This is a genomic window from Phytohabitans flavus (assembly GCF_011764545.1).
Taxonomy (GTDB): Bacteria; Actinomycetota; Actinomycetes; order Mycobacteriales; family Micromonosporaceae; genus Phytohabitans; species Phytohabitans flavus.
In genome coordinates this window covers 1,705,056-1,719,379 of record NZ_AP022870.1, presented here as the reverse complement: position 1 = coordinate 1,719,379, position 14,324 = coordinate 1,705,056, and the positions used below count along the sequence as shown (strand labels likewise).

The window sequence follows — 14,324 nt, the reverse complement described above, 5'->3', positions numbered from 1 at the left end:
CAGGAGTGACGATGACGGATCACCTGGCCCCAATCCCGGGCACGCGGTGGCAGGTCTGGCGGTGGGGGCTGCTGCGGTCCGCCGGGTTCGGCGTGGACGGCCTCGACAGGCTCTCCATGCCGGCCTGCGCCAAGGCGGCGGACGTGCTGCTGACCTCCGGGGCGCCCGGGACCGACGAGGACTTCACCGCGGCGTTCGCGGCGGCGGTCGCCGACACCGGCCTGGCGCTCAACGAGGTCGCCGCCGACCCGCGCTTCCAGCAGGCGGTGATCTGGCAGAACCCGGGCGTGCTGGTGGCGATCGAGGGGCTGCTCCGGGCCGGCCCGGGCGCCGCCCGCAACTCCCGGCACCGCAGCCGGGAGGAGATCGTCGCCAAGTACTGGCAGCGGTACTGCGCCAAGAACGACACGGTGGGCTTCTTCGGTCCACTGTGCTGGGTCGAGCTGGACCCGCAGGCGCCGCCGCTGACCAGCCGGCCGGGTCCGGGCTCGGAGCGGCACCGCCGGGTCTTCTTCGAGCGCTGGGCGCTGGCGGCCGTCGCCGCCGCGTTCAGCGCCGACCCGCGGATCCGCCCCTGGCTCCCGGTCGGCCTGGCGCCGCAGCTCACCCTCGACGACCGGGCGGTGCGGCACCCGTACCTGGGCGCGATCCCGCTGTCCGCGCCGGAGGCGGCGGTGATCGGCCACTGCGACGGGATACGGTCCGCCCGGGAGGTCACCCGGCTGGTACTAGCCGACGCCCCGCCCGGGATCCGGCAGCCCGCGGACGTCGCCGCCGTGATCGACCACCTGGTGCAGCGGGAGTTGCTGACCTGGGGCGCCGACCTGCCGATGGACCTCACCGCCGAGGCGGCGCTGCGCCGGCTGCTCGAAGGGGTCGGCGACCCCGGCGCCCGCGAGCCGGCGCTGGCCGCCCTGGACCGGCTGTGCGCCCGCCGGGACGACATCGCCGCCGCGGGCGACCCGGCAGCGCTGGCCGCGGCGATGACCGCACTGGACGCCGAGTTCACCGAGATCAGCGGCCTGCCGCCGCGGCACAACGCCGGCCAGACCCAGGCCGGCCGCACCCTGTGCCACCTGGAGACGGTGCGCGACCTCGACCTGACCATCGGCGACGCGGTGCTGGCCAAGCTGGCCCCGCTGGAGCCGCTGCTGCTGTCCGCCCGATGGCTGACCAGCGAGCTGGCCGGCCGGTACACCGACCGGCTGGAGGAGCTGTACCAGGACGTCGCGGCCGATCTCGGCGTCGCCGAGGTGCCGTTCGAACGGGTCTGGTACCCGGCCGTCGACGCGTTCGTCGGCCGGGACCGGCCCGCCGAGCCGGTGATCGAGGAGTTCCGGCGGCGGTGGACCGAGGTCCTCGACCTGGACTCCGTGCCTGATACCACCAGCCAGGTCGACCTGCCACGCGCGGAGCTGACCGACCGGATAACGGCCGCGTTCCCGGCCACCGCGCCGGGCTGGGCCGCGGCCCGGATCCACAGCCCCGACCTGCACATCAGCGCGTCGTCGAAGGAGGCCGCCGAGCGCGGTGACGTGACGATCGTGCTCGGCGAGCTGCACATCGGCCTGGCCGCGTTCGACACCCACTTCTTCTCGGTCGGCCATCCCGACCCGGACGGGATGATCGCGGCGATGGGGCGGGACGTGCCGTCGAGCCGGGTGGCGCTCGCCGCGCCGGACAGCTGGCCGCGGCTCACCGCGCGCGAGGCCGAGTGGTTGACCGGCCCCGACGACGTGCAGCTCGGCTTCGCCCCGGCACCCGGTGTCGACCGGCGCCGGCTGCTGCCGGTGACAGCGCTGACCGTGGTACCAGGCCAGGGCGGGCTGCGCGCCCGGGACCGGGACGGGCGGTCCTGGCCTCTGATCGAGATGTTCACCGGCCTGCTCTGGCTGCACGCCTTCGACGCGTGGAAGCTGGCCAGCCTCGGCCCGCACACGCCCCGGATCTCGGTGGACGGGCTGGTGATCGCCCGCGAGACCTGGCGCAGTACGGTCGGGCAGACCGGCCTGGCCGGTGCCACCGGCGAGCGGGAGCGCTATCTGGCGGTGCGCCGCTGGCGGCGCGAGCTGGGCCTGCCGGAGCGGGTCTTCGTCCGCGTCGACACCGAGGTCAAGCCCTGCTACTTCGACCTAACCAGCCCGCTGTACGCGAGGGTGCTCTGCGCGATGATGACCGCCGCCCAGAAGACCGGCGGCCCGGAGACCGGGTTGGCTGTCACGGAGCTGCTGCCCGACTCGGACCATGCGTGGCTCACCGACGCCGACGGGCGCCGCTACACCTCCGAGCTGCGGGTGCAGATGCGCGACCCGATCTCCGCCCGGGCCGGATCGTGAGCCCGCCGCCGTAGCCGCCGCGCGCCTCGCCGGCGGTGCGGGGCGTTGACGGCGAACCAGTCCTCGTCCGGCCAGGTGCCGCCCTTGGAGTCGGTGACGTTCACCGTTCGGGTACCGATACAGGCCCGGGTTACCTTGGTGCAATTACACACGGTATTGGAAGTCTGCACCTTATGCTATGGCTGCTGGTTGGTGGTTAGGAGCGACCTTGACCAACGCGACGAATCAGCCGGGAGCCGGGGACATCGAGCCGCAGGACGGCCTGGTCAGTGAGCTGAGGCGCGACGGGGACCTCATCATGACCGGCGCCGCAGGGTATGTCGACGACCTGCCGCTCGGTCATGTGGCGCACGCTGCGATTCTGCGCAGTCCGCATCCGCACGCAAGGATCGTCGCGATCGACGTGGAGAAGGTCAAGGCCGCCCGCAACGTGCTGGCCGTACTCACCGGAGACGACCTCGTCGGGATGGTCAACCCGCTACCGCACCTGTTCGACCCGAAGATCTTCGGCCTGCCGACCGCCGAGTTCTACGCCCTGGCCACCGAGAAGGTCCGGTGGGTCGGTGAGCCGGTCGCCGCCGTGGCAGCCGAAACGCTCGCCGACGCGGAGCGGGCGCTGGATCTGATCGATGTCGTCTACGAGGAGATCCCGTTCGTCACCGACGCCGTTGAGGCTATGGCCCGGGGCGCGCCGAAGGTCTTCGACCACTGGGAGGACAACGTCCTTGCCATGTTCCCGTTCGAGGAGGGGGACGTGGACGCCGCTATCGCGGCATCGACCCACGTCATCAAGGACGTCATCTCGATCCAGCGCTTCCAGGCCGCTCCGATGGAGTGCCGAGGGTATGTGGGCGACTGGACCCGCGGCGGAAAGATCACCATTCACGCCTCCACCCAGCAGCCCCATCAGGTACGGACCAAGCTCTCCGTCACGCTCGGCGTCACCGAGGCGAACATCCGCGTCGTCCAGCCTCGCGTTGGTGGCAGCTTCGGGCTCAAGTTCCACGGCTACCAGGAAGAGTCCCTGGTGTGCCTCTTGAGCCGGCTCGCCGGAAGGCCCGTAAAGTGGCTCGAGACGAGGGCTGAATCGCTCCTCATCGGCGCGCGCGAGTTCCGTCACGAGTTCCGCGTGGGCTTCGAGCCCAATGGGCGTATCAATGGCGTCCACAACCGCTCGATCGGCAACATTGGATGCCTGTCCACCTGGGGCGGCTGGAGCATGGTCTACCCCAACGGAATGTCCTTCCCCGGTCCCTACGCCATCAAGAACTACAAAATGGAGTCCTACGGCGTGGTGACGAACAAGGCGCCCTGGAGTGGCGCCCGTGGCTACGGCAAGGAGTCGGCCACGCTCGTCATCGAGAGGATCGTCGACCTTGTCGCCAAGAAGATCGGCATGGATGCGATCGACGTGCGACGCGTCAACTTCATCGCCTCCGACCAGTTCCCCTACTGGACCCGGGCAAAGCACCTCGACAGTGGCGACTACCAAGGAGCTCTCGACCAGGTGGTGGAGCTCAGCGGCTACCACGAGTGGCGACGGGTTCAGCGTGATCGACCGGCCGACGGGCCGCTTCTGGGCGTCGGGGTCGCGTTCGACCTGACTCCCGAGGGCGCGGACGCCAGCAGCCTGATACGCGGCCACGACACCACCACCGTCCGGGTCAGCCCGAATGGGGCGGTGAGTGTGCTCACCGGCGTCACCAGTTCCGGCACAGGCAACGAGACCAGCATCGCCGCGCTCGTCGCTCGAGAGTTCGGTGTGCACCCCTCGACCGTGTCCGTCTTTCAGGGCGACACGGACATCAGTCCGTACGGTTTCGGAAGCTTCTCCGGGCGCAGCCTCGTTGCTGGCGGAGGCGCTGGGGTCCTGGCCGCTCGGGAGATCAAGGACAAGCTGCGCACCGCCGCATCGGTGCTCCTCGAGGTGGAGCCCGGCGACGTCGTCTTCTCGGACGGGCAGGTGCGATCGGCCGCTAACCCGTCCAGGGCGATGGACTTCGCGCTTCTGTGCGAGCAGATCTACAGCACCAGCTATGTCAATCCTGGTCTGCTCGAGCCTCAGCTTGAGGCCACTTGCACCTACCGGCCGGGCAACGTCACGATGGTCCCCGACGAGCACGGGCGTATTTCGCCCTATCCGTGCTTTCCGTACTCCGCCCATGTCGCGGTGGTGGAGATCGACCGCGAGACTGGCTATCCGCGGGTCATCGACTACAGCTGCGTCCATGACTCCGGCACGGTCATCAGCCCCAAGCTCGTCGACAGCCAGCTCAACGGTGCGATCGTCATGGGCATCGGTGGGGCGCTGTACGAGAGCCAGCCCTTCGACGACAAGGGACATCCGGAGGCTCTGACGTTCAAGCAGTACCTGCTTCCGCGCGCGACCGACCTGCCGACGATTCGTCTCGGCACTCAGGTCACCCCCTCGCCGTTCACCCTGTTTGGCGCGAAGGGCGCAGGGGAGAGCGGGGTCGGAGGGGCCTTGGCCTCGGTTGCGATCGCCGTCAATGATGCGCTCGAGCCGGTCGGTGTCACCGTGCATCAGCTTCCGCTGACCCCCTCGCGCATTCTCGATGCTCTTCTGAGTAGCGACGTCGCCCGATGATCCGATACGACATCCGATACCACCGCCCGACCACGGCCGAGGAAGCATCGGCGGTGCTCCTGGGAGCCGGTGCTGAGGGCGTCGTCATCGGTGGCGGCACCGTGGTTGTCCCGCAGATGGTCAGGAACGAGCGGCGTGCCCGCGACGTCGTCGACCTCCGCGGTCTCGGCATCGACAAGCTCACGGTGCATACCGACCACGTCGAGATCGGCGCGATGGTGACCTACGGAACGGTCCTGCGCGCCGAGCGGCTTGCCGGTAGCAGCGTCCTGCTCCAACAACTCGCGGGCGTCGTGACTGGTGGCTGCCAGATCCTCAATCTCGGGACGCTTGGCGGCTCGGCAGCCTACGCCAGCCCCTGCTTGGACGTCCCCGGAGCGCTGGTCGCCGTCGGCGCGTCGATGTGCGCTCATGGCCCTGACGGTCCGCGGGAGATTCCCGCGGGGGAGTTCTTCCTCGACGCGCAGAAGACCGCGCTCGGTCCGGCCGAGCTACTGACCGGGATGCGGATCCCGGTCGCACCAGCGTCGACCGGCTACTTGAAGATGCAAGCCGCGTCCAGCGGCTGGCCCGTGGTGACCGCTTCGGCCGTCATTGACGACTCCGCTGCGCACGTCACCATCGGCGCCGCCCAAGCAGTTCCGGTCCGCGTGGACGTTTCCGCGTTCCGCGTCGATGGCGGCTGGGACGGCGCAGCCCTAACTGAGTCGGTGCGCGAGGCTATCGAGGACCCGTGGCACGACTCCCAAGCCCCCGCTCACTACCGCAAGCACGTCGCCGGTGTCCTGGCGCGCCGAGCCGTCGAAAGAGCCGGGTCCGCATGACCCACCAGACCCCCGCGCCCGTGAGCACCGTCAGCGTGACGGTCAACGGCACTCGCCGGACCTTCGTGTGTGAGGACCGCACGCTCCTCGTTTACGCGATCCGCGACAACCTCGACCTGAAGGGCACCCGGGTGGGGTGCATGAACGGCGATTGCGGTGCATGCACCATCAAGCTCGACGGGCAGGCCGTCAAATCGTGCCTCCTGCTCGCTGCCAGTGCCGACGGTGCGGAGATCGTGACCCTCGAAGGCATCGCGCCGCCCGGACAACTCAGCCCGCTGCAGAAGGCGATGTGGGAGGAAGACGCCTTCCAGTGTGGATTCTGTGTGGCCGGTGCCCTGTTCGCCGCCCAGGAGCTTCTCGACACGCACGACGATCCTGACGAGGAGGACATCCGCAAGGCGCTGATCGGCAACCTGTGCCGGTGCACGGGGTACGAGTACATGGTCGAGGCGGTGAAGTCGGTGGCTCGTGCACGGCGCCAAGGCGGAACATGCGACTCAAGCGTCGACTGACAGATGCACACGGCTATCCGCCGGGTGGCGACGGCGGTTTGGGCGGGCGTCCCCTGGCAACGACGACATCGGTAAAGGCGATGCTGGCCAGGACAAGAGTAACCGTGGTGGCGACGGCCAATGGCGGCAGGAAGAACATCACTGGCGAGGCGCCGGCAAGCAGTAGTGCCCCGATCACCCGGGACTGGGAAACCCGGGCGAATATCGTGTACCCGAACAGGACCCGTCCGATCAGGAACACGACAGGCCCGCCGACGATGAGGGGGATCCAGGTCGGATCGATGTGCCCCAGCGGTTGCGAGATAGCCAGCTCGAAGCCGGCGTCAGCGGCGACGACGCCGCCCACCATGATCACGTGAGCGAGCAGCGTCCGGCGGACGATACGGGCCGGCACGGGAGCCGCCGCGATGGCGGCGTGCAGCAACGCGCCAGCCCGGTAGAGATACGTCCGCCAAAGCAGCACGGTGGTTGCGAACGCCAGAAAGAACCCCGCAGCGGCGCCACCGCTTGCCAAGTACTTCGCGCCGTCAGTGGCACCGGTGACCGCGATCAACTCGCCGAGGGCGATGATGAAGAACTGCAGGTAGCGCTCGGCGATGTGCTCCGCCCCAATGGACCACCGTGCCGGGGTCGGGCGGTGAACCCACGGCGCGGGATAGAACAGCGCCGCTCCCAGGTACTCGATGGCCAAGGCCAGCGCCCACAACGCTGCACGCGTTGAAATCTCCGGAGATGCCGCCCCGACGATCCACGGCACAGCGGAGACTGCGTACCACAGCATTACGCCCGCCGCTCGGCGCTGGACTTCGTGGCCCCGCAGAGCGGGCACGAGTACGAGGCCACGGCCGATATGGATCGCGACGTACGCACCGGCGAACTCCAGGCCCTCCGAGCCGAACGCCTCGGGCAGCGTGACCGCCATCACCAGGGCGCCGAACATGGCCCCCGCGACCACCAACTGGATCACTGGCCGCCGCTGGTCGTACAGGTCGGTGATCGATGCCGTCGACACCCAGACCATCATCAGGGCCAGCAGCAACAGCACCATCTGGGTCGCCACGGCAACATGCCGCCGAGACGTGAAGTCCTCGAGGAGCCATTGGGAAAGCCGAGTAAGCCCGAAGACGAACACCAGGTCGAAGAAGAGCTCCAGGTAGCTGATTCCTCGCGGTTGCCCCGGCTTGCGTAGTAGCGCTTCCGCCCTACGTGCCGTCATCAGCTCGCCCGTTCTGCCCGTCCTGCACCGTATTAGGAGTCGTACCACGCAGGTGGCGCCGCCGGTTCGAATCGGCGTGTTGATCTTCACCGCAGCCTTCCGGCAGCGCTACGGCTCCAAGCCCGGCCCGGCCGGCCGGATCGACGATCCGGGTCCCGCCTGACCCCTCATGGGGTGACGGCAGGCGCCGCCGCTCGCCCACCCAGCCCTAGTACTCCAGTCGCATGGGCCGACCGCCTCCCGCTCGACCAGGGTTGTAGTGGGTCGGCAAGGCGACGAACGGCACCCAGCCGTTGGCAGCCGCGGTCTTCCAGCGCCTGGTCCAGCCGTTCGGCGCCGTAGTTGGACGCGGCTACGTACCGGACGTTGCCGGACCGGACCGTCGCGGTGCCCGCCTACCCGCACAAGTGGGGGCTGTCCCCGGTGGGATGGCGGTGACAGGGTGAAGGCTAGGCGATGCCACGCGCCGCACGCGGCCAGCCAACCCGAAGCAGCGGCAGGACTACTCGACACTCCCTGAGGATTCGAAGGTTCTGCGGTATTCGCCATAGCCCTCGCGCTCGAGGTCGTCGCGCCCGATGAACCGAAGTGCGGCCGAGTTCAGGCAGTAGCGCAAACCACCCGCCTCCGCGGGACCGTCGTCAAACACGTGCCCAAGGTGGCTGTCCCCGTGCGCCGAGCGGACCTCCGTGCGGATCGTGCCGAGACTCGAGTCTTGAACCGCGACCACGTTCTCCGGTTCGACCGGCTTGGTGAAACTCGGCCAGCCGGTACCGCTGTCGTACTTGTTCACGGACGAGAACAGGGGTTCACCGGATACGATGTCGACGTAGAGTCCGGGCTCCTTGTTGTCCCAGTAGGCGTTGTTGAAGGGGGGCTCCGTCCCCTCTTCCTGTGTAACTTGATATTGCTCCCGCGACAGCCGAGAGATTGCCTCGGGATCCTTGCGATACTCGTGTGACACTATGGTTCCTCCCGGATCAGTTTCGTTGGCAAGAATCAGCCGGTGCTACCGGCCGCTTGTTGGTGACGGTTTCTCAGCCGCATACCCCGCCTCCGGTTCACTAATCACGATCTCAGGCCGCCTCGGCCAAGCTGGTATCGCGGAAGCGGTGGCCGGTTTGCTGGTCATGCCGCTGTGCTACGGGAATCCGCGCTGAAGACCATCGCAGGTCACAACCACGCTGGGATGGACTACGCCCACGGTTTCCGATCGTTAATGCGGGGTATCACGGGCGCATGGGATATCGGGCACGTCAGGGTAAACAGCCGGTCGATGCAGAGCACGCCGAGGACGAGGCCGGACAGGCCCGGCTGATCCAGGTGACCGCCGATACGGAAGTACCGGCGCCAGGTGATTCCACCTCGAAGCCTGACATCGTCACCGAGGACGACGGATCCGGTATGGCCGGCGGCGCTTCCGGCAGCAGCAGCGGTGGATCCGGGATGCCAGGCCACCCAGATGCTGCCCACTGAGCCGCCCGGTCCGGGGGCTACCGGTAGGTGGAGGCTGGCGCGACGCCGGACCCGCCGCCGCGACCCCAAATGCTTATCGCGATGGCGGGCGCCAGCGACCAACGATTTCTACCGCATCCACCGCCAGACCGACGTTCCCATGTTCAACGGGACACGCCGGGGTCGCGCCGAACATGGGAACGCAGACGCGTACCGGTAGGTCAGCCGACCGGTAGGCCAACCGCTATTGCCAGGCGCCAACCTGCGCCCTCGTCGTAGGCGACGAGGGCGCCCTCTGCCTTGGCATGGCCCGCGCTTCGCCCGCGCGGATCGCGGCTGCATGAGCGCGGCGCCCTCCTTCAGTAATCAGTTGTCCTCGTAGCCGAGATTTTCTTCGGAGTGCAGGCGCCACCCGTCGTGCCGCTTGACCAGGACGAAGGCGACGCGCTCAAAAGCGTCGTAGTACCCGGAATCCGGGTCGTGGCCAGATGTGTACCAGAGCGCCTCGACCCGCGCCGTGTCTGAGGTCTCGCTGACGACGGTCACCTTGTCCAGTGTGGACATCTCACCGAATCCGCCAGCTTTGTCGCGGTTGCGCACCTTGGCGTACTTGGCGCAAAAGTCAGCCGGGCTCTGGTAGAGCATCTGAGCGCCCCTTGGTCCTGCCTCTGATTGGCCGTTGGCGGTGCCGTCGCGTCGGGCATGCAATCCATCGTGTCGCTGGCTATCACGGTCGAGGTCTACGGAGAGTGACTCAGCGGCCCAATGCTGACGTCGCCGCAGCCTTCCTGTTCGGCGTCGCGGCCGCGTGGGGTGGAGCCAACTGCGGCGCGATCGAGGTTCAGGGATTGGCTGCGATGTAGTCAGACCAGCTGTTGCTTGCGAATTGGGTCCATCGATGGGCTGTGCCGGGGTGGATGCCGAACAGGTCCGCGAGAACGGTGGGCGGGAGGTCTGATTCCGTCCAGCCTGGTTCGGTTGCTGGCGTTGCTGTACTTCGCTGCCGTACCGCGTCAGACCGGCGGCTTCAGGATACCCGCCACCCGAGGATGCCGGCGAGATTGGCGAGCGGAACGTGGCTGAGCCAGAGCGAAGCCTCATGCCCGTTGGGCAGCGGCCGGTGCGGCTGTGGCGGCGCCGACGCCCAGCACCTGGCGCCGGGATCGAGTAGGAGGCCTCATCGCTAATGTTCGACGTTCGCGTCGAACAAAGCTGCGACCAGCGGTTGAGTCGGATTTTGTTCGATGTATCCCGTTCGCCGTTCCGGTCAAATGCCCGGGGCGCTAGAAGTAACGCAGAGCCACGATCGCACTCGACCAGTGGGTGGGAGACGCTCGACGGCAATTCACGACGTCCATCCGCCAATAGCCACGCTGTGTTGCTCACGAGTGCTGCCCACGACGTGAGCCAGAGAAGAAAGCGAGCTCCATGTACTCACGCCTCAAGGCCGCGCTCGGTGTGCTTGCACTCAGCGCGATGGCCACCACCGCCACCATCGTCGGTTCCGCAACTCCGGCGCAAGCCGCCGTCTGCAATTGGATAACCCCCGGCGACCAATCGAACTGTGACAATGTTGACCCGGACGTCCTCGGCCCGTCCTGCGGTAACGATGCGCGGTCGGTGTATACCGTCCGGATGAGGAATATCCACACCGGCAGAGTAGATGGGCCATATGTCGACCTGCGTTACAGCCCGAACTGTCGCACAGTCTGGGGGCGCATTCGCGCCGCATGGGGCCCAGACCAAGACCAGTTTGGCTGCTCGGTGACGATTCACCGCAACTCGGACGGCGAGAACCTATCCAAGCAAGTCCCGTACGGCGCGACGAACGCCACGGTCTGGACGAACGTTCTCTACGACGCCAACGTCAGCTCCCTCGTCTTCGCCGCCTGTGACACGGGCGTGGGCACGAGATACGAAGGCATCACCCCGAACTACTGATCCGCGCTGGCGAATTCCATCAAAGCCGGGACCGCCCGCGACCATGTTTCCGATGTCGAGCCGGCCGCCCACTGCCTTCGCAGTGGGCCGCCGGCGGCGCGTCGCGTCCGACGATGCGCAGGCGGTCTACTTTCCCTCGTGCACGTCGGCGATGTTCGGGGACTCGGGTGTGCGTGCCGCTTTCCTGGCCCTCTGCGCACGGGCCAGCGTGCCGATCCGGGTGCCGGAGACGATCGGATCGCTGTGCTGCGGCACGCCGTGGAAGTCGAAGGGGCTCACCGAGGGGTACGCCACGATGCGGGAACGCGCGCGCGAGGCATTGCTGCGCGCCACCGGCGACGGCGCCCTGCCTGTGGTCGTCGACGCCGCGTCGTGCACAGAGGGCTTGGCGCAGCTGGTGGCCGGGGCGGACGTCACGGTCGTGGACGCGTGCGGACACGGTGGCCGAGCTGGGCGAGAAAGTCGCGGAAGCCGTAGCTGAGCGGGTCGAACGCCGGGTCGAGGGCGGCCATCTTCGACTTCACCTGCGAGGCGGTCGGGATGGCCGCCGTGATCTGTTCCATCGCCGTGACCAGCAGCGTCTCGGGGCAAGGCCCGACCAGCGATCGGTCCGGCTTTGGCGAGGCGGCGTCGGGGAGCGCATTGGTTGGCGAGGGGTGACGCAGCTACGAACCCGTACCTGATCTCGACGGTGGCGGGGCACGCTCACGGCGCCTCGATACGAGGGCTCCACCGCGAATTTGAACCCCACACCGTTTGGAGCTTCCGGGCGACGTCGCCCACCAGCGGGTGACCGGCGTTCATCAGGGCCTTGTACGCCTCCTCCCACCGTTCCCTGGCCGAGGCGCTGTCGCCGATGGCCTGGTAGGTGTCCCCCAGATGACTGTTCAGCTGGGCCTCCAGGATCGGATCGGCCAGGTCCCGCGCCAAACGCAGCCCGTGGTCGTAGTGTTCGGCCGCGGCTTCGTGGTACCCCAGATTGTGGTTGGCCCGGCCCAGGGCGTCGTGGGCGACGGCTTCGTTCGCCCGGTCCCCGGCTCGCCGCTGCAGCGCGACCGCGCGCTCGTGGTACGGCAGTGCCAGGTGCGGGGCACCGAGTTGGGCGTGGTACCAGCCGACCGCGTTACTCGCCTTCCCCTCCCAGACGGGGTGGTCGAGGGCCACCCACAGCGCTAGCGACCGCTGCGCATGGTGCAACGCGCGCTCATGGTCGGCCTGCAACCAGCACACGTAGGAGAGCACGTACTCGGTCTCCGCCTCACCGGGTCGGTCGCCAGCCGCCCGGCTCATCTCGACTGCTCGACGCATGTGGTCGTGCGCTTCGGCGAACCGGTCGAGGCGGCCGGCGACCACGCCCAGGAAGCGGTGCGCGTGCGCCACGGCCTGGCGGTCCATCAACGCCGTGGCCGCCCGCAGCGCCACCGCCCAGGCGGCGCCCTCGTCGTGCCAGTGGCGGTGCTCGTAAAGGAACGAGTCCAAGGCCCAGCCCAGCTGCCAGGCGTGCCGGTCCAGCCCGGCGTCGCGGGCCTGGCGCAGGGTGGACAGCAGCACCGCCCGCTCGGCGGCCAACCACGCCAGCGCCGCCCCGACGTCGGGCGGTGCCGCCGGTCCGGTGCCGTCGGCGGCGACGCCCGACCCCATCGGTATCGGGGCGCGTGTCGGGTTCAGTACCCGGTCCGCCTGGTACGCGGTGTACGTGTAGTGGTCGAGCAGCCGGGTGAGCGCGGCCCGGCGGTCCTCCTCGGTGTCGGTCCGGTGGGCGAGCTGGGCGGCGTAGACGCGCAGCAGGCCGGGAAGGTGGTAGCGGCCTGGTGCGTGCTCGGTGAGCAGGCTGGCGTCGGTGAGTTCGCGCAGCGTCCGGCGGGCCTCCTCGCCAGTGACCCCGGCCAGCGCGGTCACCGCGTCAGTGCCGATGTCGACGCCGGCCGTGAGCCCTAGCAGGCGGAACAGTCGGGCGGCAAACGGGTCGAGGACGCGGTACGACCAGGAGAACACCACCCACACCCCGTCGAGGGCGGCGGAGCTGGGGTGGCGCAGTTCGGCGGCGACCGTTGCGAGCGGGAACCCGGTCTGCCGGATCCGCGCCGCGACCAACGCGAGCGCGAGCGGCTGCCGCCCGCAAACCGCGACGATCGCCTCGGTGGCGTCGTCGTCCTGCGATCCGACGCCGATACGGCGGTGCAGCAGCGCGGCGGCCTCCGCCTGATCCGGCAGGTCCAGCACGAGTGGCCGCGCGCCGACCTCGGCGACCAGGGCGGTTAGCCGGTTCCGGCTGGTGACGACGGTACGCACGGCCGGGCCGCCGGCCAGCAACGGGCGGACCTGGTCGGAGTCGCGGGCGTTGTCCAGGATCATCAGCAGCCGCAGCCCCGCCGACAGGCTGCGGTACAGCGTCGCCTGTGCGTCGCGCTCGGTCGGCACCTGGTGTGGCTCGACACCGAGCACATCGAGGAAGCCGCGGATCGCGTCCGCGGGATCGACCACCTCGTCGTCGCGGTCAAAGCCGCGCAGGTTGACGTAGAGCTGACCGTCGGGGAACCGCTCGGCAGCACGGTGCGCCCAGTGCACGGCCAGGGCGGTCTTGCCGACGCCGGCGGTGCCCCCGACCGTGACTATCACCGTCCCGGTCCCGGCGTCGCCCGGTGGCTCAAGCAACGCGTCCAGCTCGTGGAGCTGGTCCTCGCGACCGACGAAGTGGCTCACGTCGCCGGGTAGCTGGGCCGGAATGGAGCGGCCGGCTAGGAGCGCTACACCCCCGGTCGGGATGGGGGCCGGCTCGGCGATCGCGGCGTAGAACCGTTTCCGGTCCAAACCCTCCAGACGGAACGCCGTCGCCAGCAAGCGCACGGTCGCCTGTCGCGGACTGGTCACCTGGCCGCTCTCGATGGCCCGGATGTTGCGCACGCTCAATCCTGAAGCCGTGGCCAGCCCTTCCTGCGTGAGCCCAAGCCGGCGACGGTGTGCGCGAACGACATCGCCAAACAGTAGATACCCCCCGCATCCGACCGGTGCACGCGGAATGCATGCTGCCACGCCTGCGCAACCGTGCGGTGACGAAGCTGCCAGTGCAGAGCTCGCTGGCGTACTTCGCCGCGGCCCTGCGCATCCTTCAGGACCCGGATCACGGTGACGGCACCCCCGTGGGGGCCTGGGGCAACAACCCGATCAACCCGCGCTTCGACCCGCAGCGCAAGGCGTTCCTGGAGACCAGCTACGACGACGCGCGCTACCCGCAGAAGTGGCCGTCGACTGGGGCGCGGCGGAGCAGCGCTGGGGCGAGGTCGACCAGGGCTACCTGGACCAGGGCACCACCGGGTGCACCGACCCTGCCGCCCGCCGCCGGCAACCGCCGGTCAGTCGCCGGTCAGCTGCCTGGTGACCGGCTCCTCGGCAGCCCACGCTGGACGTAGGCAACAGAATCTGATTTGG

General features: G+C 68.7%; 13 protein-coding genes. 7 read left to right on the top strand and 6 right to left on the bottom strand.

Translation table 11 applies throughout. The features are described 5' to 3' along the window. Nucleotides 1-11: 11 nt before the first annotated feature. The 4 genes from Pflav_RS07280 (at nt 12) to Pflav_RS07265 (ending at nt 6,283) form a co-directional block, all read left to right on the top strand. Nucleotides 12-2,336 carry a lantibiotic dehydratase gene (locus Pflav_RS07280; protein WP_173034728.1) on the top strand — a complete coding sequence of 775 codons (2,325 nt, stop codon included), beginning with the start codon at nt 12-14 and terminating at the stop codon, nt 2,334-2,336. A gap of 208 nt (nt 2,337-2,544) precedes the next feature. Beyond that, entirely contained in the window at nt 2,545-4,944 is a 2,400-nt protein-coding gene (locus Pflav_RS07275) for a xanthine dehydrogenase family protein molybdopterin-binding subunit (RefSeq protein WP_173034726.1), read from the top strand. Further along, nucleotides 4,941-5,768 (top strand): FAD binding domain-containing protein, encoded by an 828-nt coding sequence (locus Pflav_RS07270; RefSeq protein ID WP_173034724.1) that lies wholly within the window; start codon nt 4,941-4,943, stop codon nt 5,766-5,768. Before Pflav_RS07275 ends, Pflav_RS07270 begins: the two co-directional genes overlap by 4 nt. Further along, nucleotides 5,765-6,283: a (2Fe-2S)-binding protein gene (locus Pflav_RS07265; RefSeq protein ID WP_173034721.1), complete on the top strand. Its 519-nt coding sequence runs from the start codon at nt 5,765-5,767 to the stop codon at nt 6,281-6,283. Before Pflav_RS07270 ends, Pflav_RS07265 begins: the two co-directional genes overlap by 4 nt. Before the next feature lie 13 nt (nt 6,284-6,296). Here the strand turns inward: Pflav_RS07265 and Pflav_RS07260 are convergent, their stop codons facing one another. Both Pflav_RS07260 and msrB read right to left on the bottom strand, forming a co-directional pair. After that, on the bottom strand, nt 6,297-7,589 hold the full coding sequence (locus Pflav_RS07260) for a low temperature requirement protein A (protein WP_232071046.1): 1,293 nt from the start codon (nt 7,587-7,589) through the stop codon (nt 6,297-6,299). A 412-nt stretch (nt 7,590-8,001) separates the two neighbouring features. Continuing rightward, on the bottom strand, nt 8,002-8,463 hold the full coding sequence (gene msrB / locus Pflav_RS07255; protein WP_173034719.1) for a peptide-methionine (R)-S-oxide reductase MsrB: 462 nt from the start codon (nt 8,461-8,463) through the stop codon (nt 8,002-8,004). Between the two features lie 275 nt (nt 8,464-8,738). On the opposite strand from msrB, the gene Pflav_RS07250 reads away from it, so the two are divergent. Further along, entirely contained in the window at nt 8,739-8,975 is a 237-nt protein-coding gene (locus Pflav_RS07250; protein WP_173034717.1) for a preprotein translocase YidC, read from the top strand. A 345-nt stretch (nt 8,976-9,320) separates the two neighbouring features. Here Pflav_RS07250 and Pflav_RS07245 read toward each other — a convergent pair whose 3' ends face one another. Beyond that, a complete protein-coding gene (locus tag Pflav_RS07245; RefSeq protein WP_173034714.1) occupies nt 9,321-9,599 on the bottom strand; it encodes a hypothetical protein in 279 nt (92 codons plus the stop codon). Between the two features lie 783 nt (nt 9,600-10,382). On the opposite strand from Pflav_RS07245, the gene Pflav_RS07240 reads away from it, so the two are divergent. Beyond that, a complete protein-coding gene (locus Pflav_RS07240; RefSeq protein ID WP_173034712.1) occupies nt 10,383-10,895 on the top strand; it encodes a DUF2690 domain-containing protein in 513 nt (170 codons plus the stop codon). A 126-nt stretch (nt 10,896-11,021) separates the two neighbouring features. Here Pflav_RS07240 and Pflav_RS07235 read toward each other — a convergent pair whose 3' ends face one another. From Pflav_RS07235 to Pflav_RS07225, 3 genes are all read right to left on the bottom strand, one after another. Further along, on the bottom strand, nt 11,022-11,228 hold the full coding sequence (locus tag Pflav_RS07235) for a hypothetical protein (RefSeq protein ID WP_173034710.1): 207 nt from the start codon (nt 11,226-11,228) through the stop codon (nt 11,022-11,024). Nucleotides 11,229-11,308: 80 nt separating this feature from the next. After that, nucleotides 11,309-11,458, bottom strand: a complete 150-nt coding sequence (locus Pflav_RS07230) for a hypothetical protein (protein ID WP_173034708.1) — start codon at nt 11,456-11,458, stop codon at nt 11,309-11,311. Between the two features lie 142 nt (nt 11,459-11,600). Continuing rightward, nucleotides 11,601-13,928: an ATP-binding protein gene (locus Pflav_RS07225; protein ID WP_173034706.1), complete on the bottom strand. Its 2,328-nt coding sequence runs from the start codon at nt 13,926-13,928 to the stop codon at nt 11,601-11,603. On the opposite strand from Pflav_RS07225, the gene Pflav_RS07220 reads away from it, so the two are divergent. Beyond that, nucleotides 13,919-14,305 (top strand): hypothetical protein, encoded by a 387-nt coding sequence (locus tag Pflav_RS07220; RefSeq protein ID WP_173034704.1) that lies wholly within the window; start codon nt 13,919-13,921, stop codon nt 14,303-14,305. The genes Pflav_RS07225 and Pflav_RS07220 overlap by 10 nt on opposite strands. Nucleotides 14,306-14,324 lie beyond the last annotated feature (19 nt).